Annotated in this window: 19 protein-coding genes and 1 other RNA gene; 11 read left to right on the top strand and 9 right to left on the bottom strand. The window is 34.1% G+C overall.

The features are described 5' to 3' along the window. The first annotated feature begins 21 nt into the window (after positions 1 to 21). From nrdB to A9G31_RS03555, 3 genes are all read left to right on the top strand, one after another. Positions 22 to 1,152 carry a class Ia ribonucleoside-diphosphate reductase subunit beta gene (gene nrdB / locus A9G31_RS03565; RefSeq protein ID WP_065560494.1) on the top strand — a complete coding sequence of 377 codons (1,131 nt, stop codon included), beginning with the start codon at positions 22 to 24 and terminating at the stop codon, positions 1,150 to 1,152. A gap of 178 nt (positions 1,153 to 1,330) precedes the next feature. Further along, on the top strand, positions 1,331 to 3,985 hold the full coding sequence (glnD, locus tag A9G31_RS03560) for a bifunctional uridylyltransferase/uridylyl-removing protein GlnD (RefSeq protein ID WP_065560469.1): 2,655 nt from the start codon (positions 1,331 to 1,333) through the stop codon (positions 3,983 to 3,985). 15 nt (positions 3,986 to 4,000) lie between these two features. Next, complete coding sequence (locus tag A9G31_RS03555) at positions 4,001 to 4,924, top strand: AEC family transporter (protein ID WP_065560468.1); 924 nt, start codon at positions 4,001 to 4,003, stop codon at positions 4,922 to 4,924. Positions 4,925 to 5,014: 90 nt separating this feature from the next. Here the strand turns inward: A9G31_RS03555 and A9G31_RS03550 are convergent, their stop codons facing one another. Beyond that, a complete protein-coding gene (locus tag A9G31_RS03550) occupies positions 5,015 to 5,704 on the bottom strand; it encodes an HD domain-containing protein (protein WP_065560467.1) in 690 nt (229 codons plus the stop codon). 290 nt (positions 5,705 to 5,994) lie between these two features. Between A9G31_RS03550 and mprF the strand changes: the two genes are divergently transcribed. Then, positions 5,995 to 8,598, top strand: coding sequence for a bifunctional lysylphosphatidylglycerol flippase/synthetase MprF (gene mprF / locus A9G31_RS03545; protein WP_065560466.1), 2,604 nt, complete (start codon positions 5,995 to 5,997; stop codon positions 8,596 to 8,598). Position 8,599: 1 nt separating this feature from the next. Next, positions 8,600 to 9,880: a virulence factor family protein gene (locus tag A9G31_RS03540; protein ID WP_065560465.1), complete on the top strand. Its 1,281-nt coding sequence runs from the start codon at positions 8,600 to 8,602 to the stop codon at positions 9,878 to 9,880. Between the two features lie 112 nt (positions 9,881 to 9,992). Here A9G31_RS03540 and A9G31_RS03535 read toward each other — a convergent pair whose 3' ends face one another. After that, on the bottom strand, positions 9,993 to 10,889 hold the full coding sequence (locus tag A9G31_RS03535; protein WP_065560464.1) for a DMT family transporter: 897 nt from the start codon (positions 10,887 to 10,889) through the stop codon (positions 9,993 to 9,995). 692 nt (positions 10,890 to 11,581) lie between these two features. Here A9G31_RS03535 and A9G31_RS03530 point away from each other — a divergent pair. The 3 genes from A9G31_RS03530 to A9G31_RS03520 all read left to right on the top strand — a co-directional run bounded on the left by A9G31_RS03530 (position 11,582) and on the right by A9G31_RS03520 (position 14,298). Next, positions 11,582 to 12,559 carry a 2-hydroxyacid dehydrogenase gene (locus A9G31_RS03530; RefSeq protein ID WP_065560463.1) on the top strand — a complete coding sequence of 326 codons (978 nt, stop codon included), beginning with the start codon at positions 11,582 to 11,584 and terminating at the stop codon, positions 12,557 to 12,559. Between the two features lie 64 nt (positions 12,560 to 12,623). Further along, positions 12,624 to 12,988: a transfer-messenger RNA gene (ssrA, locus tag A9G31_RS03525) on the top strand. Between the two features lie 821 nt (positions 12,989 to 13,809). Beyond that, positions 13,810 to 14,298, top strand: coding sequence for a hypothetical protein (locus tag A9G31_RS03520; RefSeq protein WP_065560462.1), 489 nt, complete (start codon positions 13,810 to 13,812; stop codon positions 14,296 to 14,298). A 112-nt stretch (positions 14,299 to 14,410) separates the two neighbouring features. Here the strand turns inward: A9G31_RS03520 and A9G31_RS03515 are convergent, their stop codons facing one another. From A9G31_RS03515 to mazG, 3 genes are all read right to left on the bottom strand, one after another. Beyond that, positions 14,411 to 15,103 (bottom strand): glutathione S-transferase family protein, encoded by a 693-nt coding sequence (locus tag A9G31_RS03515; RefSeq protein ID WP_218056358.1) that lies wholly within the window; start codon positions 15,101 to 15,103, stop codon positions 14,411 to 14,413. A 96-nt stretch (positions 15,104 to 15,199) separates the two neighbouring features. Beyond that, positions 15,200 to 15,640, bottom strand: coding sequence for a hypothetical protein (locus tag A9G31_RS03510; protein WP_034913613.1), 441 nt, complete (start codon positions 15,638 to 15,640; stop codon positions 15,200 to 15,202). Then, positions 15,633 to 16,436, bottom strand: a complete 804-nt coding sequence (gene mazG / locus A9G31_RS03505; RefSeq protein WP_218056357.1) for a nucleoside triphosphate pyrophosphohydrolase — start codon at positions 16,434 to 16,436, stop codon at positions 15,633 to 15,635. The genes A9G31_RS03510 and mazG overlap by 8 nt, the downstream gene beginning before the upstream one ends. 225 nt (positions 16,437 to 16,661) lie before the next feature. On the opposite strand from mazG, the gene A9G31_RS03500 reads away from it, so the two are divergent. After that, positions 16,662 to 18,665, top strand: coding sequence for an OPT family oligopeptide transporter (locus A9G31_RS03500; protein ID WP_065560460.1), 2,004 nt, complete (start codon positions 16,662 to 16,664; stop codon positions 18,663 to 18,665). Positions 18,666 to 18,811: 146 nt separating this feature from the next. Beyond that, complete coding sequence (locus tag A9G31_RS03495) at positions 18,812 to 20,734, top strand: ABC transporter ATP-binding protein (RefSeq protein ID WP_065560459.1); 1,923 nt, start codon at positions 18,812 to 18,814, stop codon at positions 20,732 to 20,734. A 67-nt stretch (positions 20,735 to 20,801) separates the two neighbouring features. Here A9G31_RS03495 and A9G31_RS03490 read toward each other — a convergent pair whose 3' ends face one another. Next, entirely contained in the window at positions 20,802 to 21,374 is a 573-nt protein-coding gene (locus tag A9G31_RS03490) for a TetR/AcrR family transcriptional regulator (RefSeq protein WP_065560458.1), read from the bottom strand. 180 nt (positions 21,375 to 21,554) lie between these two features. On the opposite strand from A9G31_RS03490, the gene A9G31_RS03485 reads away from it, so the two are divergent. Further along, complete coding sequence (locus tag A9G31_RS03485) at positions 21,555 to 22,106, top strand: HPP family protein (RefSeq protein WP_065560457.1); 552 nt, start codon at positions 21,555 to 21,557, stop codon at positions 22,104 to 22,106. 218 nt (positions 22,107 to 22,324) lie between these two features. Here the strand turns inward: A9G31_RS03485 and nusG are convergent, their stop codons facing one another. The 3 genes from nusG to tuf form a co-directional block, all read right to left on the bottom strand. Then, positions 22,325 to 22,870: a transcription termination/antitermination protein NusG gene (nusG, locus tag A9G31_RS03480; RefSeq protein WP_034913625.1), complete on the bottom strand. Its 546-nt coding sequence runs from the start codon at positions 22,868 to 22,870 to the stop codon at positions 22,325 to 22,327. 1 nt (position 22,871) lies between these two features. Beyond that, positions 22,872 to 23,273: a preprotein translocase subunit SecE gene (gene secE, locus A9G31_RS03475; RefSeq protein WP_065560456.1), complete on the bottom strand. Its 402-nt coding sequence runs from the start codon at positions 23,271 to 23,273 to the stop codon at positions 22,872 to 22,874. Positions 23,274 to 23,407: 134 nt separating this feature from the next. Beyond that, on the bottom strand, positions 23,408 to 24,268 hold an 861-nt coding region (tuf, locus tag A9G31_RS03470; protein ID WP_065560455.1), incomplete at its 5' end, for an elongation factor Tu.

The following is a 24,268-nucleotide window of genomic DNA, read 5'->3' as shown; positions in this document are numbered from 1 at the left end:
AGTAGGAGTTCTTTTATGAGTATGAATTACAGTACCTTTTCGCAAGTGCATAACGACCAGCTTAAAGAACCAATGTTCCTTGGACAATCAGTGAATGTTGCGCGTTATGATCAACAAAAATATGAGATGTTTGAAAAGCTAATTGAAAAACAACTTTCTTTCTTTTGGCGCCCAGAAGAAGTCGATATTTCACAAGACCGTATTGATTATGCTGCGTTACCAGAGCATGAAAAACATATTTTTATCAGCAATTTAAAATATCAAACTCTGCTTGATTCCATCCAAGGTCGTAGCCCTAATGTTGCTTTACTGCCACTTATTTCAATACCTGAATTGGAAACATGGGTAGAAACTTGGTCGTTTTCTGAAACCATTCATTCTCGTTCATATACTCATATCATTCGTAATATCGTTAACGATCCATCTGTGGTTTTTGATGATATTGTCACTAATAAAGAAATTCAAAAACGTGCTGGGGACATTGCAGGTTATTATGATGATCTTATTAGCTATGCAAGTTACTATAATTTATTTGGTGAAGGTGAACATAACATCAATAATCACACTGTTTGCATTAATTTACGTGAACTTAAAAAGAAACTTTACTTATGTTTAATGAGTGTCAATGCACTTGAGGCTATTCGCTTCTATGTTAGTTTTGCCTGCTCATTTGCTTTTGCTGAACGAGAACTAATGGAAGGGAATGCCAAAATCATTAAACTTATTGCCCGCGACGAAGCGCTGCATTTAACAGGCACTCAGTTTATGATCAACACACTACGCAGTGGTGAAGACGATCCCGAAATGGCTGAAATTGCCAAAGAGTGTGAACAAGATTGTTATAACTTATTTTTACAAGCCGCTAATCAAGAAAAACAATGGGCCGAATACCTGTTTGAGGGTGGCTCAATGATTGGTTTAAATAAAGATATATTATGCCAATATGTCGAGTATATAACGAACATTCGTATGCAAGCGGTCGGACTAAAATTACCCTTTGAAGCTAAATCAAATCCAATTCCATGGATCAATAACTGGCTTGTTTCTGATAATGTGCAAGTAGCACCACAAGAAGCCGAAATGAGTTCATATCTAGTTGGCCAAATTGATTCTGAAATTAATGAAGATGATTTAAGCAATTTTACATTATAATTTTATACCCAAACACATATTTACCGGAAACTTTTTTACAAAAGGAACAAATTATTGTTCCTTTTGTATAATTAATATCAATCACTAACAATTTGCTTTCTTATAAACGTAGCTTGACAGTCATTTAAAATCGGGTAACGATATAGTTATTGAATTGTCTTAATTTGATAATATAGCTATGACTAAAGCCCATTTGTGTTACCCTGTCTCTCCTCTTGATTTCAGTGATGAACAGATAAATATTACATATCTAAAACAACAGCTTGACGAGTTTCAACAATGGTCCATGGTTCAGTTTGAACAACAAGCTGACATTGATAAATTAGTGCATTTTCGCAGTCAATTTATTGACCGTTTACTTAAGCGCTTATGGCGTTTTTATCAAATACCTAAACATGTTTCTTCCTTCTTTAAACGTAATCGTATCGCTTTGGTTGCTGTTGGTGGTTATGGTCGAGCGGAATTACACCCACTGTCAGATATTGATATTTTAATTTTAAGTGATTATCCGTTGACTAAAGAGATAGAAAAACAGATCAGTGATTTAGTCCGCTTGTTATGGGATTTGCATTTAGATATAGGGCACAGTGTTAGAACATTAAGAATCTGCCTACAAGAAGCAAAAAATGATATCACAATAATGACTAATTTGATTGAATCAAGGCTTATTTCTGGCAATCAATTACTATTAGATGAACTACACAAGCAAATTTTTAGCGATAAAATCTGGCCGTCTCGTGCTTTTTATAAGGCAAAAATACAAGAACAACATGAACGTCATAAGCAATATCACAGCACCTCTTATAATCTAGAGCCTGATTTGAAAAATAGTCCGGGTGGATTGCGAGATATGCAAATTATTCAATGGATAGCGATTCGTCACTTTGGTGGAGAATTTCTACAAAAAATAGCTGATTTCAACTATTTAACCCCTGAAGATATTGAAGACTTTAAAACTTGTCGTAAATTTTTATGGAGAATACGTTTTGCGCTTCATTGTGTCATAACTCGTTATGATAATCGTTTGTTATTCGATCGTCAGTTAAGCATTGCTAACATGTTAGGTTATCAAGGCGAAGGTAATGCTCCTGTTGAGAAGATGATGCATGATTATTATCGTGTTGCTCACAATATTACTGAACTTAATCAAATGTTATTACAACTGTTTTATGAATCTATACTTGAACATAATCCACACAACAAACCTTACGATATTGATAAATATTTTCAAGTTCGGGACAACCTAATTGATGTAAAAGATAATGACATTTTCAAAAAAGATCCCGTCATGATTATGCAGCTTTTTTACACTATTTTGTTGAATCCTCAAATTACAGGACTGTATTCTAATACAATTAGACAATTACGTTCCGCTCGGCGCACACTAACCACTTTACTTTGTGAAGATGCCAAAGCAAGAGTGCTTTTCATGTCGATTATCAGACACCCAGATGCAATTAATAAAGCCATTTTACCAATGCATAAATACGGTATACTTTCTGTCTATATACCGGGTTGGAAACATATATCTGGGATGATGCAATTTGATCTGTTCCATGCTTACACTGTTGATGAACATACCATCCGCTTACTGCTTGAACTTGATAGTCTTAAAACCGAAAGTGGCAAACAAAAACATCCTAATAGTGCAAAAGTCTTTGCTAAATTACCTAAACTCGAATTATTGGTAATTGCTGGTCTATTTCATGATATTGGTAAAGGTAGGTATGGCGATCACTCGGAAATTGGCGCTCATTTAGTTGAAAAATTTTGTCAACTACACGAACTCGAAACCAAAGATACTGATTTAATTTGCTGGTTAGTACGTTATCACTTACTGATGTCTGTTACAGCCCAAAGCAGAGATTTACAAGATCCTGCGGTAATTGGAGAATTTGTTCAATTGGTCAAAAGTAAGCGTCGCTTACAGTATTTGTTATGCCTAACAGTAGCTGATGTTTGTGCTACAAATGAAACGCTTTGGAATAATTGGAAACAAAGTTTAATGCGCGAACTCTATCTTAGTGCAGCAAGTTCCTTTGACTCTGGTATACACCAAATACCCGAACAACGAAGTGTTGCACGTAAAAATAAGCAAGAGGCATTAACCATTTTAGTTAAACAAAATTATGATGAACTAATTATTAAAGAGCTTTGGCAAAACTATCGCATTGACTACTTTGTCCGTTATACAACCGAACAAATTGTATGGCATGCAAAAATTTTATTGCAACATGACTTGGGCAAAACATTAGTAGCCATAAATCCAAATCCATCTCATGGTGGTAGTGAGCTTTTTATTTATTCGCCAGATAGACCTTATCTATTTGCAACTGTATGTAATACGCTAAGTATGCATAATTTAACTATTCATGATGCACTTATCATTACGAATAAAAAAGGATTTGCACTCGATACATTTATCGTATTAGAGCCTAATGGACAGACAGTACAAGAAGATCGAAACCAAGGTCTAGTAAATGCACTTGATAAAGCACTACAACAACCTGTATACAAACCTGTCACCATAAAACCACCGAAACAACGATTGCGATCGTTTTCAGTGCCGACTCAGGTTAACTTTCTTTCAGCCTTTAATGACAGCCAAACCTATATGAAGCTCATAGCACTTGATAGGCCGGGATTGCTGGCTTGTGTGGGCGAAATATTTGCTAATTTAGATTTATCATTACGTAGCGCTAAAATAGCAACTATCGGCGAACATATTGAAGATCTATTTATTCTAACTGATAAAAACAATCAAGCGCTTGATGATGAAACATGTCAAAAACTTCGAGAATCAATCATTATAGCTTTTGATTCAATGAATTAATTTAATTAATAACTTATGCAATTTTTTATTATCTTATTTCCTATTTTTTGTATCTTTATTGTAGGTTTTATCGCACAAAAAGCCTTAAAATTTGATGTCGCCAACTTATCGAAAATGTCACTTTATGTGCTATCGCCCTTTTTGGCATTTAAAACGTTTTATACTCATACTTTAACCACAGATTATCTATTTTATATTGGTCATGTCTTTGGTTTATGCTTTTCATTAGTCATTATCGTCTCAATTTGGTCGATACTCATGAAGTATTCAGTTAAAGAGCGCTGTGCAATGATTTTGAGTTCCTGTTTTATGAACAATGGTAACTATGGTACTCCTGTACTATTAATCTTTTTTGGAGCAGTCGGCTTTGATCTTGGCGTAATAATGATGGTATTACAACAGTTTGTAATGAGCACTGTCGGCATTTACTATGCGGCTAAAGGTAGCGCTCATAGTGACATTGTAAATCAAAAAGACGTTATTAATAAAGTTATTCGCATGCCTGTAGCGTATGGCGCTTTTTTAGGTATTATTTTCCAATTGTGCCACATCCCTTTATCTAAATCGATTATGACTTCAATCGGAATGATCGGTGACGCATCAATTGTAGTGATCATGATTATTTTGGGCATGCAACTGGCAAAAATAAAACTTACTCAGCTTGATTATCCTAAAATCTCATTTGCCTTGCTTGCACGTATGGTGATTTCACCAATTGTGGCATTTTGTATGGTTTACTTTATGCCAATTGAGCCTGTTTATAAACAAGTTTTAATTGTCCTAGCTGCAATGCCAAGTGCCGCCAATACCACATTAATGTCAGTACAATTTGATACTCATCCAGAACTGGTATCAAGTGCGACCTTGCTCAGTACTTTATTAAGCTTGATCACTCTTCCTATTGTACTTGGATTAGTTGGAACACCAATTCCATTTTAGTAAAACCTGTCTTCTTAAAAGAGGCAGGCGTTATACAAATTTTTAAAAAATTAATTATTCATACTCTAACTATTATCGATAAACTAATTTTCAGTAAGAATAATCCTCTCCTTGCCATTCTTTTTCAAATTGTTTAACAAACTGAACTAAAAAATGATGTCTTGGCTCGGCTAGCTTTTTTGCTATGGAGGTATTCATCATATCTTTAAGTAAAAAAAGTTTTTCATAAAAATGATTAATAACGGTATTAGGATGTTTATAATTATTTTCATCCAATGAAGTTCGTGGTGAAATATTAGGATCGTACATAATATTATGCTTATTACCGCCATAATAAAAGGTGCGAGCAATACCAATTGCACCTAATGCATCTAAACGATCGGCATCTTGTACGATCTGCCCTTCTAGTGATAATTCTTTTTTCTGATTAAGATTTTTTCGATATGACATATTCTCGATGATAGCAAAAATCATCTTAATTTCAGTGTCGGTAAGTTTTAGAGACGTTAAATAATCACGCAATTCCATTATTGCTTGCCTCACATCAGCAACCACTTTTTCATCAATCACATCATGTAAATAAGCGCTAACAATCACAATAAAACCGTTCGCTTTTGGTTCATGCTGTAAAATCTTTTTTGCTAACTTTACAACACGTTCAATGTGTGCCATATCATGACCTGAAAAATCATTGGATAGTTTCTGTTTAACAAAAGATTGAACATCCAAAACAAGCTTTTGTTGTTCCTTTGTTAAGAAGGTATTTGATAATTCGTTCATCTCGTTTTTACTCAACAAATTAATTAAAGACAGAATGATAAACATATAAAAATTTTATGTATATATATGCTAAATAATTAGCAAATACGTTATTTAATATAGTAAATCAATATCAATTTAGGCTAAATAGATAGTCTTATTATTTTTATATGAAATATTTACATATAGAAAAACATTGAATGTAAATATTTTTTATCTTTTTTTTATTTTATCACGATTGTTTTCACTAAAATGGAAAGGTAGAATGCGCACATCAAAATATTATCAAAGCAAATATTGGAGTTGATTAAGTGAAAATATCAACGCGTAAAGTTTTGCCTTGGCAGTTAATAGAATACTTCACTCGTTATCGCCAATTTATAGCTCTACTATTTGGTCTATCTATTTTTTTTATAGCACTGATTGTGTGTTGGCACTTACTTAAGGCAATCAATCTTAATGAACTAAAAAGAGCTATTCATCACCTTTCAATGCCTACAATTTTATTTTCGTGTTTATCTGCCATTGGCAGTTATTTAATGTTGATCTGCTACGAATGGTCAGCTGCACGTTATGCGGGCGTCAAATTGAAACCCACAACTATTGTACTAGGCGGAATTTGTGCCTCAGCTATTGGTAATGCAATCGGATTGTCGATCTTATCTGGTGGTGCGGTGCGTTGTCGTCTCTATTTTAAACAAGGATTAACAACTATTGATGTTGCCAGAATGTCAATTTTTGTTACCTTATCATTAGGATTCACTTTACCACTATTAGCAGCGATTACCGCTTTAATTCATCCCCAAAATACGATGTTAGCTTTGCATTTATCAGCAAATAGTGTGTGGATAATTGCATGTAGCGTAATTTGCTTTTATGGTGTGCTATTTATCTTTTTGCAAAATAAGCGATTAGCAGAAAAACCGAATAACAACACCCAATTATATCAATTATTTCGATGGTCTATCCGTCTTCCTAATCTTCGTTTAGCATCTTACCAATTTATTATTACTCTATTTGATGCCATTTTAGCTGGCGCAGTACTTTATTTTCTTTTACCAAAACACCCTGATTTTGCTACCTTTATTATGATCTATATTCTGGCGTTAGTAGCTGGAGTATTGAGTCATGTTCCTGGTGGTGTTGGTGTATTTGAAGCCATTATGTTAGCGGCATTTTCATCCGAAATTAATATAGCTTCATTAACCGTTGCATTAATCATTTATCGCATTATTTATATTTTAATTCCCCTTATTTTGGCGGCTATTTTGCTTTTAATAAACGAGGGAAAACATTTTTTAACCGCACCTCAGGTTAAAGAGACAGAAACAGGGATTGCAGCGCCTATCATGGCGGCAGCTGTATTTTTTGCCGGTGTGGTGATGATGTTTTCAAGTGTACTTCCTGGGTTTAATCACCATTTAGTCAGCACCTTTATCCCCAGTAAAATAGTCAATATTGCTCATCTAATTGCTAGTTTAATTGGCGTTTTATGCATATTACTTGCAGTAGGAGTAAGACGAAGACTCTATTTTGCATGGGGCATTTCGATTATTTTATTATTTTTAGGTAGTATCTGCTCGCTTTTACGCGGATTACATTGGATTGAAGCCAGTGTATTATTAATTATAGCAATATTATTAATCCATTTTAAACATGCTTTCTATCGTAAAAGTCGATTAAGCATATTACCTTTTTCAATTAAATCCTTTGTCATTTGCTTTTGCATTATTGCGCTTTTTGTATGGCTAATTTTATTTATATATCAAGATATTCCTTATAGTCACGATTTATGGTGGCAATTTGAGTTAGACAGCCGAGTACCGCGTGCTCTTCGTGCCGCTTTAGGCAGTTTTATTTTGTTAAGCTTTATTATGTTGTTTTGGTTATTTCGCCCTGCACCACCAATTCTAACTCAACCAGAACAAAACGAGCTAAATAAAGCCTATCAAATCATTTTAGATTCAAAACAACCTGAAGGTGGGCTTGCCATGAGTGGCGATAAGTCATTACTTTTTAATGAATCACAAACAGCTTTTATAATGTATGCCAAACGAGGCAGAAGCATGGTTGCCCTTTATGATCCAATTGGAAACAATACTGATCGTGCTAGTTTAATTTGGACTTTTCGAGATTTGTGCGATCAACATAATCTTCGTCCGGTTTTTTATCAAGTTAAAGCAGCAAATTTACCTTTTTATATGGATATTGGTCTTAGAACTATTAAGCTAGGTGAAGAAGCCTTAGTTAATTTAAAACAATTTGATTTAAGCTCAAAAGATTATAAAGATCTTCGCTACACTTGGAATCGTGGTCAACGAGATGGTCTATCTTTAGTATTTTATTCTCCAGGCACAGCACCACTTGATGAATTAAAAGCAGTTTCAGATGCATGGTTAAAAAGCAAACACGCTAAAGAAAAGCAATTTTCGTTAGGATCTTTTTCCGAGCAATACTTGAACAATTTCACTATTGCGGCAATAAAATATGAAGGTCGTATTATTGCTTTTGTAAATCTGCTAGAAACAAATCAAAATTATAGTGCAAGCATTGATTTAATGCGTGTTGTCCAAGATATTCCTAAATTAACTATGGAGTTTTTAATGGTTGGGTTGATTTTACATTATCAACAAAAAGATTTTAAATTTTTCAGTTTAGGGATGGTTCCACTTGCAGGTATGCAAAGACGTCGAGGAGCTCCCATGATTCAAAGACTAGGTGCATTAGTTTTTAGACGGGGGGGACGTTTTTATAACTTCCAAGGATTACGTCGCTTTAAAGAGAAGTTTGCAACACACTGGGAGCCACGTTATATGGCTGCACCAGCAGGACTTGATCCTTTAGTTGCAATCATTGATACCACCATGCTAATTTCAGGTGGAATAACGGGATTAAAAAAGAATAAGAGATCATAATATGAAAAAAATAATACGCTGCATTTTGTTGTTAATTGTTATGATACTCATAGTACTAGTAGGATTTATTGGTTGGTATCTGATAAAAAACCAAGATAGTGCATCAGTAAAAACGATAACAATCGAAAATGGATTTTCGATTATATCGGCAAAACCTAAACAAACAGCCGAAGCTGCGGCTATTATTGTCGCAACTAACAACAATCATTTTACAGAACAACAACTATTAAACTTATCTGAAAAAATGGGCGCCAAACTAGTTCAGTTTGAATTAAAACCGCAAGCAACTTGTGCTGAGCAAAAAAATCGCTTTAACCAAGCTGTAAACATATTAGGAGAATCTAATTTTGCTGTTGCAGGTATGAGAGAAGGTGCCACTTTTGCTTATCGATGGCTAGCAGAACAGCAAAGTGATGATGCTAAAGCATTATCAATAGAATTCATATTAGATCATAAAGATTGTGATGATCCATTGCCAAAACAAGCTAACCACGGAACGTGGCAAGTAATTTGGAATAATCCACCCGAAGAAAATGTTGCCGTATTCCCACGAGAACAGAAAAAGATTGCTGTCACCACAGGAATTGGCGAATACCAAACCTCACCTGTTGAGCTTTTAAGTTTGCATTTATCTTCAATTTTATTTGGTGATCATCAACAGCTACCTCTTATTGAATTACCCGCAACGAGTAAAGAAGTTCATCCTAAAACCGTTACTCTTTATTATTCTGGCGATGGGGGATGGCGTGACTTAGACAAAGTATCTGCTGAATATATGGCAGCGCATGGTTACCCTGTTGTTGGTGTCGATGCTTTAAAACTGTTTTGGCAACACCGTTCTGTTGAGCGTAGTGCAAAAGATCTCGCCTATTTGATGCAACAATATCGCGAAAAATGGGGTACAACTCGTTTCGTGCTTACAGGCTATTCATTCGGTGGAGATATTTTACCTGCACTTTATAACCGGTTATCAACTACAGATCAAAATAGTGTTCAAGCGATTGTGATGATCGCATTTTCAAAAAATGCCAATTTTGAAATTGAAATCAGTGGTTGGCTTGGTCAATCTGGTAATGAAATGAAAACAGGTCCAGAAGTCAATAACATACCAGCGAGTAAACTATTTTGTATTTATGGTGAAGAAGAGAAAGACGATACTGGATGCTTACAGCCAGAAATGAAAGGTGAAGCATTCAAATTACCCGGAGGGCATCATTTTGACGAAGATTATCAGCATTTAGGGCAAATTATCATGGATGCAATTGATAAAAGAATACAATAATTTCGATTAGTGATATCAAAATATTGCAAATTTATTAAATAAAATCGAGTTCTTTGTCATCAATCTGAAAGGAGCTAATGCTCCTTTTTATATGTTCGACTTAATAAAAAAATTATTTTTTTGTTACTCTAACTACACCTTCTGATAATAACACACCACAAAGCGTAAATAATGTTCCGATAGCAGCAATCCAAGTGAAAGGTTCGTTCAAAATAATAACAGCCGCAATAATAGTAAGAATTGGAACTAAATATAAATAAATACTAATTTTAACTGCACCAATTAATTTAACAGCATAGTTCCAAGATGAAAAACAAATAGCCGAGGCACCAACACCCAAGAATAAAAAATTAAAAATGTTAACGGGATCGGTAAAACGTGATAAATTCCAATCAAAGTCGAAGAGAGATAACACAGGAAACATTAACATCAAACCATAAAAAAAGAATCGCCTTGTTAACAAAATAGTATTGTAACCATAATTGCTACTTTTTTTAGTTAAAATCGAATAACAAGCCCAAAATAAACAAGCCAAAATAGTAAGCAGATCACCAAGTGGATTTAACGAAAGCACAAACTTACCATTAAAGCTAATTAGTCCAACACCAATAATTGCAAATAAACAACCAATATAAAAACGTTTAGGTGGTGTTTCGGTTTTTAAAAAGAAAATAGATAGTATTGCAGTAAATATTGGTGCTAAAGTGGTAATTACTCCAACATTTGAAGCTGTAGTATAAGTTAATGCAATATTCTCACATAAAAAGTAACAAGTTACACCACACAGCCCTGCACATAAAAACATAAACTCTCGCTTAACCCCCTGCCAAGCCAAAAAGCACGGTGATAAGATCCAAAGGGCTAGATAGCCAAGTCCAAATCGAAAAAACAAGATCTCTATTGGCTTAAAATCCGTCAATAAAACTTTAGTTGCAATAAATGTTGTTCCCCAAAGAAACACTGTCATTAATGCGATTAAGTGCCCTTGTGTCCTTTTTGAAAATAACATAATAATCTCTCTGCTCACATAATTATTTCGCAACCAAAGTACAGCTCATTGCTTAATCTTTTATTTAAAATAGTAGTATTCAAAAAAATTTAAAACAATTTATAAGAAGATTTGATAACGAAAGAAAAGGCGCTATTTAAATAATTAAAATTCTAGCAATACTAGCTTTCTATACGTATTAGTGCAAATTATATCAAACAAAATAAGCAAAAAAACTAAAGCAAGTAGTTCTTAATAGATAATGGAAGAAGAAAGGATTTTACAAAATATGCAAATGGAAAAAATATTAGGCAAAAAAAATCCACCCGAAAACTCGAATGGAAGGCAAAAAATGAAAAACGTAATCTGTTAATATAGACAAACTAATTAGAGAAAAGTTCAATTTAATTTCATATATTTCTTAATATTTAATGATAAAAAAAGTAACTTAATGATTTTTAATATAAATTATTTTTAAATTTTTATAAAAATCATCATTCTTATCCATTTAGTTTAATCAAATTACTAAATGATAATACTGCACATTTTCCAATTTATCTGTTACAAGCTTTATTTTTATACTGAAACACATAGTTACCGGAAAGTTTTTAACAAATTTTTAAATCTTCAATTTATGATTGAATTGCTATCCTAAAATCAATAGCTATATACTGTCATAAAATAGCCATGATTAAAATTGTCTAGGAGAGCATATGAAAAAAAATGTTGTTTTATTTAGTAAAATTCCTGCTGACCAACAGGCTAGATTAGAAGAAGCGTTCAATTTAGCTGTTTTTAATCGCGGCTCAAATTCTGATTTAGCTAATTATGCCAAAGTACTAGCGAACGCTGAAGGTATGATTGGAAATATCCCGACAAAGGTTAATGATGAATTTTTATCCCAAACGCCAAAATTAAAAGCGGCTGCAACCATTTCAGTTGGTTTTGATAATTACGACCTCATTGCATTAAAAAAACACGGCATTAGGTTAATGAACACGCCTAAAGTGCTAACCGAAAGCACCGCTGATCTTATTTTCACCCTACTAATGGCAACGGCTCGCCGAACCGTTGAATTATCTAATCTAATTCATAATGGCAAATGGAAAAAAGGGATCACACCGGAATATTATGGAACTGATATTTATGGCAAAACCATAGGTATTTTAGGAATGGGACGAATTGGTCAGGCCATTGCCAAACGGGCTTATTGTGGTTTTGATATGAATATCATCTATTACAATCGTTCCGCTCATACTGAAATTGAACAAGCTTATAAAGCTAAGCGCCTTGAACTAGACAATGTATTAAAACAAGCCGATTTTGTTGTTATCATTCTACCTTTAACCAAAGAAACTACTCAACTAATCACAAAAGAAAAATTAACTTTAATGAAGCCTTCGGCAATACTTATTAACGGCGCCCGAGGAAAAATTGTTGATCAACAAGCTCTGTTTGAAGCACTAAAAAATAAAACTATTAAAGCCGCAGGACTTGATGTATTCGAAGTTGAACCACTACCGACCGATTCCCCCTTACTACAACTTAATAATGTCTTATTATCACCTCACGTCGGCTCTGCAACGGCTGAAACACGATATGCGATGGCAAAATGTGCTGTTGATAATATCATCGCAGCATTAAAAGATGAAAAACCAACTGATAACTGGGTTAACCCTGAAGTTGGCTAACTTGTATTCCATCTTGAATTCACCTATAATGCCCTGATATTGTTCTTAGTTACAATTCACAATTGGGGCTGATTCTGGATTCGACGGGATTTGCGAAACCCAAGGTGCATGCCGAGGTGCGGTAGGCCTCGTAAATAAACCGCAAAAAAATAGTCGCAAACGACGAAAACTACGCACTAGCAGCTTAATAACCTGTATAGAGCCTTCTCTCCCTAGCCTCCGCTCGTAGGACGGGGATCAAGAGGAGTCAAACCCAAACGAGATCGTGTGGAAGCCTTGCTTGGGGCGGAAGCATTAAACTTAATCAAGCTAGTCTATCAGTAGCGTGTTTGTTCGCAGCGGGTAGATGAAATTCAAAAACAAACTACGCATGTAGTACCGAGGATGTAGAGATTTCGGACGCGGGTTCAACTCCCGCCAGCTCCACCACTATATTGCTATATAGAACTCCATAAAGATAATAATATCTAAAAAAACAAAAAATTACTTAATTTTTATGTTTAATTAGACACAGTTAACTCATAATCACTAATCGCCCAATGATCAACATTTGAAACATCTTTTGTTAATTTTTTAGGATCATTAAAATTGCCTTTTTTAGCATTAATCGAAATTTTTTAATGATTTGTTCTGTGAATGTATAAAAACAATATTATTTTACCCTGTTTAAAAGCGACATAAAGCTTTTTTGGCAATATTTCTAGCTATTTTGATAAGGCTAAAATCGCATTTCTCTGTTTAATTTATTAATAAATAAGATGTTTTTTAACTAGGTGAAAGTGTGGGCTGTTTTTGTAAATAAACGTAAATAGAAGTAAGAAGGGTTGTTTTTTGATTGGGAGATATAGCGTGTTTTTCAACATAAAACCTCTCCGATAGGATATTGATTTTATTTGACTTTTTAACAAATTAAGTAGTTTCTGACCAGTTTCTATTTTTATTGCGATGTTATTGATATTATTTTTGGCACATTATCAACTACCAATAACTGCGGCTATGTATCTTTTCAATCAGGGATGTGTGGCTACGTGTTATAAGATTTTGCATAAAATAACATAACTTGGACATTATCACTGATATTAGTTCCCCCGAAAAAAATCTCAAAATACCGGAAACCTTACCACTCCTAACAGACATTGAAAAACCAAAAATATTTAGACTATTATACGCTTAAATATAAAAATTATTGATTGATTATATTTAATATTCCTTTCAAAATATAATTTACACATAAGACAAAGGAGATATGGGTGTTATTTTCAATTACAAGATTTATTGCTGGCGGATGTTTGCCACTTTTGGGAGCCTTTTCTTTTTGCAGTTTTTTATTCAAAAATTATTATATTGGACTCACATTTATCATTATTGGCGTTTTAGCTTACTATCTGGTATTTATTAAATACACAAATATTATTATTAATAAACATATTACAATTTTTAAAAGTGAGTTTAAGGATGAGTTTGTGCGTTCAAATTTTTATTGCGATAAAACCTACGAGAATTTTATGTATTTTGATCGAATGAACAAACAAATTTGTTTTACAGATAAAGATACAAATAAAATTGTATCAAGGCTTAATTATGATGATTTATTCTCTGCTAAATTTGATTTTCTTCCTTATGTTATTATGAAATTTAAATTAATAAACCAAGAGATAGAAATTAAATTTAATTATTTTTCAAAAGATTATATTTCATTAAGAACAAGATTTTCTCGATTAACAACTATTTATGAATAATTAAGTTATTTAGACAGTAATAACGTTGCTTTTAGTGTGCAAAGTATCTGTTTAGCCTCAAAGATTCGAGGCTATCACACGAGTAATTTAAAAATATCTTAGAATTTGTTAATTAACGGTGTAGGCGATAAGGTTCATCCACAACAATAAAATCTTTTTCTTGCATTGCCTCACTTATCCATTCTTTAACACTATGAGTTTGACAAATAGTGTTAATGTAGTTGGTTAACGTTGCCGATGTTTTGATACCGAAATTTTTTAGTCTTAAACACATTGGTGCATAGAAAGCATCAGCAATAGTAAATTCACCAAATAAGTAGTTAGATTGAGGTAAATTAAAATTTAAGAAAGAAGATAATAATTCATCAACAAGAGAAATTTCATTTTTGACATCAGCATGATCACGTAAAATAATTTGCCCAATTTCGAAAAACTCAGCTTCAATATTCATTGGTAAATGTTTTCTAATAGCAGAAAATCCTGAATGCATTTTAGCCACTAAACTGCGAGCATTAGCCCTTTTTTTAGTATCTATCGGCCATAAAGCTAAGTTGGAATGTTTTTCAGCCAAGTATTCACAAATAGCCAAAGAATCAGATATCACCACATCATTATCAACTAAAATTGGTACTGTACCATATTTCGATATTGAGGATATTGTTGCTTTAAAAGCAGATTTATCGTCAAGGTTATCAAATCTAACAAACTTTTCATCAAAAGGAATACCAAAGTGTTTCATTACAACCCAAGGGCGCATAGACCACGTTGAATAGTTTTTATTACCTATATAAAGTTTGTAATTCACTTTCAATCTCCATCCAATTCAGTAATGTAAAGTTTGTTAATATTTATCTACTTGCTTAGTTTTATCGGTAAAGAATTTTAAGAATGATTATTTTTATTACAAATAAACCACATGAGTGCCTTTTTCGGGTTGAAAAGTAGCTTTGCCAAATTCATCTAAGAAATAAGCAATATGATCGGCTTTATCCCCTACTAATCGTCCTTTTACTTTGTTCCATGTCATGAGGACTATCATGGCATCAGGTTCACAGCAAATTAACATGGGTTGTTGAAATTCTTCGTTCCAATAAAATTCACCTCCGTATATTTTATGGGCGGTGAGCAATAAATAACATCCGTATTCTTGCGATATCATGTTGAGTTGTTCTTCTGGAATGCTAAAGTTTTTTTCAGCCAGTTCACTGATGATCATTTCAACAACCGTAATACTTTTTTCAGAGTAATCGAGCTGATTAATGCTCCATTTTGGACTATTTAATATCGCATTTTGTGCCCATGCTTCGATCTCTTGATATAATTCATTTTTTTGTTCAGTCATTTTTATTCACTTCGCTATTGAGTTTAATCTGTTCTAATTGCTTAACACTTTGCCACGCGTCTTCCATTTGTTCAAGCGTTGCATCAATTAAAGATAAGTTTTTTTGTTTGAGTATCGATTCTACTTGTTGAAATCGTCGGGTAAATTTTTTATTGGCTTGCTGTAAACAGAGTTCTGATTTAACTTTTAAATGCCTAGCTAAATTGACGGTAGCAAACAATAAATCACCTAACTCTTCTTCAATTTTTTGTGGATCTTGTTTGGCTCGTTCTAATTCTTGCTCAACTTCACCAATTTCTTCTTTTACCTTATCAAGCACAGATTTTATATCATGCCAATCAAAACCAACCGAGGTGCAACGTTTTTGAATTTTTTCAGCTTGCATTAAGGCGGGTATTGCTTGGGGAATATCATCAAGCAATGAGTATTGTGCTTTTTGATCGCGCTCTTTTTGTTTAAGTTGTTCCCAGTTAGGTTTTTCAACCTTATTTTTGGTGAAAATATGAGGATGACGATAAACTAACTTATCAGCAACCGCTAAACAGACCTCATCTAAATCAAAGCTTCCTTGTTCTTCGGCTAAATCAGCATAAAAGACAATGTGAAATAGTAAATCACCAAGTTCTTTTTTTAGCTCATCCATATTTTGTTTATCAATGGCATCAAGTACTTCGTACGTTTCTTCTAATGTATATGATTTTAAAGATGCAAAAGTTTGAACTCGATCCCATTCACAACCATTAACAGGATCACGAAGTTGTTTGATAATAGCTTGTAAGCGCTGTAATCCGTTCAAAATATACCCCCACAAATAAGTCATTGATCAGTGTCATTGTAAAGGTTTCATAACAAAATGGTTATTTTTTTAAAGGTTAATAGCAATATATTTTGATGTTATTGCTAATTATTTCACCAAAAATGATGATAAAAGCGACTGAAATGTAGCTATTTACGGAACTTCTAGCCGATAAATACTAATTAAGTATATAATATACCCCTATTAAATTAACTTTATTGATATATGAATAATTTACGTGAACTTACTTTAAGAGGTACCATCCTTGGTGCTTTTATTACTGTCATTTTTACTGCATCAAATGTTTATCTTGGTTTAAAAGTGGGATTAACGTTTTCATCCGCAATCCCTGCTGCAGTAATTTCAATGGCAATATTGAAACTATTTTCGGGTTCAACTATTTTAGAAAATAACATGGTGCAAACTCAAGCATCAGCGGCAGGTACATTATCTTCAATTATTTTTGTGCTTCCGGGTTTGTTAATGATTGGTTACTGGCAAAACTTTCCATTTTGGTTAACCTTTGCAATATGCGCCGCAGGTGGAATGCTTGGGGTTTTATTTTCAATTCCATTGCGACATGCCATGGTCGTTAAAAGCAATTTGCCTTATCCTGAGGGGGTGGCTGCTGCTGAAATTCTAAAGGCAGGCTCTAAAACCGATAATAAAGAAGCTAATGATGGTTTAAAGGATATTTTATTTGGCGGCATCGTTGCCTCCACAGTCAGCCTTTTTACTAATGGTTTTCGTGTGTTATCTGAAAGTACTGCTTATTGGTTTACTGCTGGCAAATCCATTTTTCAACTTCCTATGGGATTTTCGTTAGCGTTACTAAGTGCAGGTTATTTGATTGGGATTATGTCAGGAATTGCCATTTTAATTGGAACCATTATTGGTTGGGTATTTGGCGTTCCAATTTTAAGTGCAATTACCGATTATGATACTAGTCTGCCTTTATCTAAAGTTGCAATGGGATTTTGGGAAAAAGATATACGCTTTATTGGTGCGGGAGTCATTGCTATTGCAGCAGTTTGGACACTATTTACATTAATCAAACCAATGATTGAAGGTTTAAAAATATCATTTAAAAGTATGCGTTCAGATGCGTCTGACGATGATATTGCATCAACCGAGCGGGATTTATCACCTAAAACTATTTTATTAATTATGGGTGGTATGTTAGTTATTTTGTTAGTCACTTTTTATAGCTTTATTACAGATAGTGGGCTATCGGCAGGCGTTGCTTGGTCATTAGTGTTTTGCGCTACATTGTTTGCTTTTATTATGGGCTTTTTAGTGGCTGCCGCTTGTGGTTATATGGCTGGACTTGTTGGTTCATCGGCTAGCCCAATATCAGGCATTGCCATTGTTGCTATCATTGTTATTTCATTAGTTCTATTGGGCTTAGGTGAAGCTAATGGTATGTTAGCTTCTGCCGAGGGCTCTAATTTTGCCACAGCTCTTACGCTGTTTACTACCAGTGCAGTGTTATCAATAGCCTGTATTTCAAACGATAATTTGCAAGATCTAAAAACAGGTTATTTAGTTCATGCTACACCATGGAAACAACAAGTGGCGTTATTAATTGGCTGTGTTGTTGGTGCGATTGTTATTGCGCCTATTTTAGAAATTTTATATAACGCTTACGGCTTTACCGGTGCGCTTCCACGCCCTGATATGGATCCAAAACAAGTTTTATCAGCACCTCAAGCAACATTGATGACAAAAATTGCCAAAGGAATAATTTCAAATAATCTTGATAAAACCATGATATATATCGGGCTAGGTATAGGTGCTATTATTATTATTATCGATTCAGTTTTAGCAGCTAATAAAGCTAAGTTTAGGTTGCCAGCGCTTGCTGTTGGTTTAGGTATTTACCTACCACCAAGCATTACCATGCCTATTTTCATTGGTACTTTCTTATCATGGATAATAAAACGTTATGCTTATAAAAAAGCACAATCACAAAATTTAGATCCAGAACAGCAATTTAAGAAAGTTGATCGTAAAGCAGCATTGATTGCGTCAGGGCTAATTGTTGGCGAAAGTTTAGTGGGCGTATTATTGGCGGTTGTAATTGTTATTAGTATTACAAGTGGTGGAAATGATGCACCGCTTGCAATTTCGGCTGATTTAGGTATGTTACCTCAATTTTTAGGTCTCTTTGTTTTTGTTGGTATATGTACGCTCTTTATTCGTCGCGCTTTATCAGCAATTAAGAAATAGTCCTATTGAATAATTAAATTTAAGCCCTTTTCGTTTCAACAAAGGGCTTTTTTGTTTAAATTGATTGTTTTATAACGTTCCTGATTTTAGATGATTAAAACAATTTTTATTAACCTACTTTATTTTGAATAATAGACAAAAATATCATGATAATTTTTGATTCAATCCAAGTGCGCCGAGGCGTTAACTTGCTTTTAGATAATGCATCAGCAACCATTAATCTTCAACAAAAAGTTGGGTTAGTAGGTAAAAATGGTTGCGGAAAATCGACGCTGTTTTCACTAATTAAAGGTGAAATTCAAGCTGATGCCGGCACGTTAAGTATACCATCGCAATGGCAACTTGCTTGGGTCAATCAAGAAACACCTGCATTAGATATCCCAGCGATTGAATATGCTATTGATGGTGATCGTGAATATCGTCAATTAGAAAAGCAGTTAAATATTGCCAATGAGCAAAATAATGGTCAACAAATTGCAGTCATTCATGAAAAGCTTGATACCATAGATGCATGGACAATTCGTGCACGAGCTGCAACATTATTACATGGATTGGGGTTTTCTAATGAGCAATTAATGTCATCCGTTAAATCCTATTCTGGTGGTTGGCGAATGCGATTGAATTTGGCACAAGCGTTAATGTGTCGTTCTGATTTATTATTGCTTGATGAACCAACCAATCACCTTGATTTAGATGCTGTCATCTGGCTTGAAAAATGGCTAAGCAACTATCAAGGAACTTTAATCTTAATTTCTCACGACCGTGATTTTTTAGATCCTTTAGTCAATAAAATTATTCATATTGAACAAAAAAGTTTATTTGAATATACGGGCAATTATTCCTCCTTTGAGATCCAACGTTCAACTAAACTTGCTCAACAACAGTCTCTTTATGAAAGCCAACAACTCAAAGTTGCACACTTACAAAATTATATCGATCGCTTTAGAGCCAAAGCAACAAAAGCTAAACAGGCACAAAGCCGTATAAAAATGCTAGAAAGAATGGAACTGATTGCACCTGCTCATGTTGATAATCCATTTCATTTTAATTTTAAGCCATCTGAATTCTTACCAAGTCCTTTGTTAAGGATGGAAAAAGTTGTAGCGGGTTATGATGATAAAATTATACTAGAAAAAATTAAGCTTAATTTAGTCCCTGGTTCACGCATTGGCTTATTAGGACGCAATGGTGCTGGGAAATCAACACTGATTAAATTACTGGCCGGAGAACTTGCACCTAAAGAAGGCCATATTAATCTCGCTAAAGGTGTTCAATTAGGCTATTTTGCTCAACATCAATTAGAATATCTACGCCCCGATGAGTCACCACTTTGGCATTTAACGCAACTTGCCGAACCGAAAAATACAGAGCAAGAACTACGTAATTATTTAGGTGGATTTGATTTTCAAGGCGACAAAGTCACCGAGCCAGTTAAAACTTTCTCGGGTGGTGAAAAGGCGCGACTTGTTTTAGCTTTAATTGTCTGGCAAAAACCAAATCTTCTTTTATTAGACGAGCCAACCAATCATTTAGACTTAGATATGCGACAAGCTCTAACTGAGGCATTGATTGATTTTGATGGTGCATTAGTGGTGGTGTCACATGATCGCCATTTGTTGCGTTCGACCACCGATGAATTCTATTTAGTCCATGATCATAAAGTTGAACCATTTGACGGCGATCTTGATGATTATCAAAAATGGTTAGCCGAAGCACAAAAAGATGATAACCAGTCAAATGACGAAATAAATTCACCCAAAAAAGAAAATACAAGTAATATATCAGCTCAAGATCGTAAAGAGCAAAAACGTAAACAAGCTGAATTACGTGCACAAATGCAGCCAATAAAAAAACAGTTACAAAAAGAAGAACAAATGCTTGATAAATTAACCCATCAATTAAAGCAAATTGAAGAACAACTGTCTGATCCTGCAATCTATGATGCAAGCAAAAAAAACGAACTTACAACTTTGTTACTAGAGCAAAGCCAACTTAAAAATCAATTAGAAGAAACAGAACTACAATGGTTAGAATTACAACAACAATTGGAATCGTTTAACTTAGATTAAATTGATCATTTCGGTTAATAGGCTTGAGGTAATGGCTATCCATTGTCTATAAGCCAGCTATTTAAATTCATAGGTTATCCTCGCCAATGTTATCGACGATATCATAGATGTACATTTTTGCCTGTTCAAAATCATATCCCTCAATACCAAAAACGGATGTGCAAGATATCATACCTTCAAGTATTAACATAATTAGGCAAGATGCTTGTTCACATGACTTTGTGCCTCCTAGACATTCAAAAATCCTATCTTGAATCCACTTTTTATGTTCACTAACAATAGCGCATATTTCTTCACTTTTATTGTTATATTCAGACTTGGCTCGTACAAACATACAACCACGGTAATTATCATTCTTAAACCATTTTATATGCCATGAAATAATTGCATTGATTTTGTCTTTTTTTTCAGAAAAAACAGCGATAACATCTGTAAGTGATTTTTTAAAACAATCATTCCGCCTAAGTAACACTTTACTTACAAGCCCATTTTTGTCACCAAAATATTTATATAATGTTCTTTTTGATACACCTGCATTTTCTGCAATAAGCTCTAAACTAACAGGATGATAACCATATTCATTAAACAGCGATTCAGCCGCAGCAAGTATCATATCAACAATTTCAGGCTTCAATTTCATTTTTTATTATTTGTAATTGCTAGAATATTTTTGATTCTATCACAACAACTCTAATATAGTTAATTATAAATAATATTTGACCTTTATGGTTAATAAATATACATTAAGTAAACGAGACAGTTTACTTAATAGACTTACTAGTTTTATTAAAATCCCACATTAACCAAACAGGAGAGATTTATGCTAGAAAAATTAAAAGGAGGAGAGGTGATCTCACCTAAACCTAACGCAGTAGCTATATTGAGAGGATTTATTGGGGGTGCTTTAGGGATTTTAACTTTGCTCGTAATCACTCAGTGGGGAGGTACATTAGCAATTATGGCTCCATTTGGTGCAACATGCGTCTTGTTATTTGCTGCACCTAAATATCCATTAGCACAACCAAGAAGTGTTATAGGAGGGCATTTTATTTCGTCTTTTATAGGTGTGTTGTTCATTAATTTATTTAGTAATGGAATTATACCGATAGCATTAGCAGTTGGGACATCTATCGCATTGATGCAGTTACTACGTGTAGTTCACGCTCCAGCTGGTGCAAACCCTATTCTAATCATGATGTCTGGAATTACTAACTATTCATTCTTGATAACACCAGTACTTATAGGTTCGGTTTTATTAGTCATGGTTGCTTTAATAGTTAATAATATAGGAATCGAAGCACGTTGGCCTAACTATTGGTTGGGATATCACTTTGATATGGGTAAAAGAATAAAAAAATCTAAAAAAGAGTAGACTGCCTATATTATATTAATAATAAGTTAAATTATGATCCTATAGTGGTTTTATCTACCTTGGCGATTCACTTTAATAAAATATATTGGCAATAGAACTATTATTCTCAAATTTTCTAAAGGCATTATATTTCTTTCATAAAAACAAAAACCACAAGATAGACTCTTGTGGTTTTCTAAAAGATACAGTTAATTCAGTGAAAAAACTATATCAAAAGATTAGCTCTTTTCAACTTGACTAAAATCTAGTTCTACAGGTGTCGAACGCCCAAAAATAGAAACGGATACTTTTAAGCGGCTTTTTTCATAATCAACTTCTTCTACTACACCATTAAAGTCAGCAAATGGACCTTCGTTAACACGAACAAGCTCGCCTGGTTCAAATAGTGTTTTAGGGCGTGGTTTATCGCCTATTTGTTGTAAACGATTCATGATTGCATCAACTTCACGTTGGCTAATTGGTGCAGGACGATCCGAAGTACCACCAATAAAGCCCATTGTTCTTGGTACACTTTTTACTAAATGCCAAGTTGCATCATTCATCATCATTTCAACTAATACATAACCAGGAAAGAATTTACGTTCACTTTTTCGACGTTGACCACTTTTCATTTCAACAACTTCTTCAGTGGGTACTAAAACTTCACCAAATGCATCTTCCATATTATGTAATTTGATGTATTCACGTAATGACTGTGCAACCCTAGCTTCATAGCCAGAATAAGCTTGAATAACATACCATCGCTTTTGTTGTGTTTCGCTCATATTAACGCCCTATTAATGTTAAATAAAAGATAATTGAACGGAATACCGAGTCCATTCCCCAAAGCGCTAAACCAACAATAAGTGTGATAGCTGCAACCAGTAAAGTTGTTTGTGCTGTTTCTTTACGAGTTGGCCATACAACTTTTCTTAACTCTTTTCTAGATTCTTGTAAAAATAACAAAAATGATTTGCCTTTATTTGTTGTGATCGCAATTAGCAATGTTAATAGTGAAATTACAGCAACCACAATAATCCGAACGATCGTATTAGGTTGATATATATCATTAGGTCCAGCAAAATAAAAATTTCCCCAAACAACAAACGCAATCAATACTAAAACTAAAAACCACTTAAATTTATCTAGAATAGTGTTTGTATCTTGACTCTCGTTACTTACTAGCATATAAAACCCATAATTATGTTATTTATAGTAATATCTATTTTCCAAAATGCTCTTTTATTAAAAACATTTTGCTAAACAGGCTAGATAAGAAAGGGCATCTATCGATACCCTTTCTATGGTAGCTAATACTTAGATTATTTAATAACCCTAGCAACAACACCTGCACCAACAGTACGACCACCTTCACGAATCGCAAAACGTAAGCCGTCTGCCATTGCGATTGGGTGAATTAATGATACTGTCATTTTGATGTTATCACCAGGCATTACCATTTCTACGCCTTCTGGTAATTCGATAGTACCAGTTACGTCAGTTGTACGGAAGTAGAACTGTGGACGGTAACCTTTGAAGAATGGAGTGTGACGACCACCTTCATCTTTGCTTAAGATATACACTTCTGATTCGAAATCAGTATGTGGTGTGATTGAACCTGGTTTTGCAAGTACTTGACCACGTTCGATTTCTTCACGTTTTGTACCTCGTAGTAATACACCAACGTTTTCACCTGCACGGCCTTCGTCAAGTAATTTACGGAACATTTCAACACCAGTACAAGTTGTTTTAGCAGTTGGTTTGATACCAACAATTTCAACTTCTTCACCAACTTTGATTACACCGCGTTCAACACGACCAGTTACTACTGTACCACGTCCTGAAATTGAGAATACGTCTTCAATTGGTAATAGGAATGGTTTGTCGATATCACGCTCTGGTTCTGGAATGTAGCTATCTAATGCTTCTGCTAATTCAACAATTTTGTCTTCCCATGCTGCATCGCCTTCTAACGCTTTAAGCGCAGAACCACGAATTACTGGTGTATCATCACCAGGGAAATCATATTGAGATAGAAGTTCACGTACTTCCATTTCAACTAATTCTAATAACTCTTCGTCATCAACCATATCACATTTATTTAAGAATACGATGATGTAAGGAACACCTACTTGACGACCTAAAAGGATGTGTTCACGAGTTTGTGGCATAGGACCATCTGT

Origin of the sequence: Gilliamella sp. Gris1-4, from assembly GCF_001690335.1 — a bacterium.
GTDB classification, from domain to species: domain Bacteria; phylum Pseudomonadota; class Gammaproteobacteria; order Enterobacterales; family Orbaceae; genus Gilliamella; species Gilliamella apicola_P.
Note: the sequence above shows the minus strand (reverse complement) of the source record. Positions and strands in the feature narration are given on the sequence as shown.

Coding starts and splice junctions, on each gene's coding strand:
- nrdB (WP_065560494.1), top strand. CDS start 22: ATGAATTACAGTACCTTTTCGCAAGTGCATAACGACCAGCTTAAAGAA.
- glnD (WP_065560469.1), top strand. CDS start 1,331: ATGACTAAAGCCCATTTGTGTTACCCTGTCTCTCCTCTTGATTTCAGT.
- A9G31_RS03555 (WP_065560468.1), top strand. CDS start 4,001: ATGCAATTTTTTATTATCTTATTTCCTATTTTTTGTATCTTTATTGTA.
- A9G31_RS03550 (WP_065560467.1), bottom strand. CDS start 5,704: ATGAACGAATTATCAAATACCTTCTTAACAAAGGAACAACAAAAGCTT.
- A9G31_RS03540 (WP_065560465.1), top strand. CDS start 8,600: ATGAAAAAAATAATACGCTGCATTTTGTTGTTAATTGTTATGATACTC.
- A9G31_RS03535 (WP_065560464.1), bottom strand. CDS start 10,889: ATGTTATTTTCAAAAAGGACACAAGGGCACTTAATCGCATTAATGACA.
- A9G31_RS03530 (WP_065560463.1), top strand. CDS start 11,582: ATGAAAAAAAATGTTGTTTTATTTAGTAAAATTCCTGCTGACCAACAG.
- A9G31_RS03510 (WP_034913613.1), bottom strand. CDS start 15,640: ATGACTGAACAAAAAAATGAATTATATCAAGAGATCGAAGCATGGGCA.
- A9G31_RS03500 (WP_065560460.1), top strand. CDS start 16,662: ATGAATAATTTACGTGAACTTACTTTAAGAGGTACCATCCTTGGTGCT.
- A9G31_RS03495 (WP_065560459.1), top strand. CDS start 18,812: ATGATAATTTTTGATTCAATCCAAGTGCGCCGAGGCGTTAACTTGCTT.
- A9G31_RS03490 (WP_065560458.1), bottom strand. CDS start 21,374: ATGAAATTGAAGCCTGAAATTGTTGATATGATACTTGCTGCGGCTGAA.
- A9G31_RS03485 (WP_065560457.1), top strand. CDS start 21,555: ATGCTAGAAAAATTAAAAGGAGGAGAGGTGATCTCACCTAAACCTAAC.
- nusG (WP_034913625.1), bottom strand. CDS start 22,870: ATGAGCGAAACACAACAAAAGCGATGGTATGTTATTCAAGCTTATTCT.
- secE (WP_065560456.1), bottom strand. CDS start 23,273: ATGCTAGTAAGTAACGAGAGTCAAGATACAAACACTATTCTAGATAAA.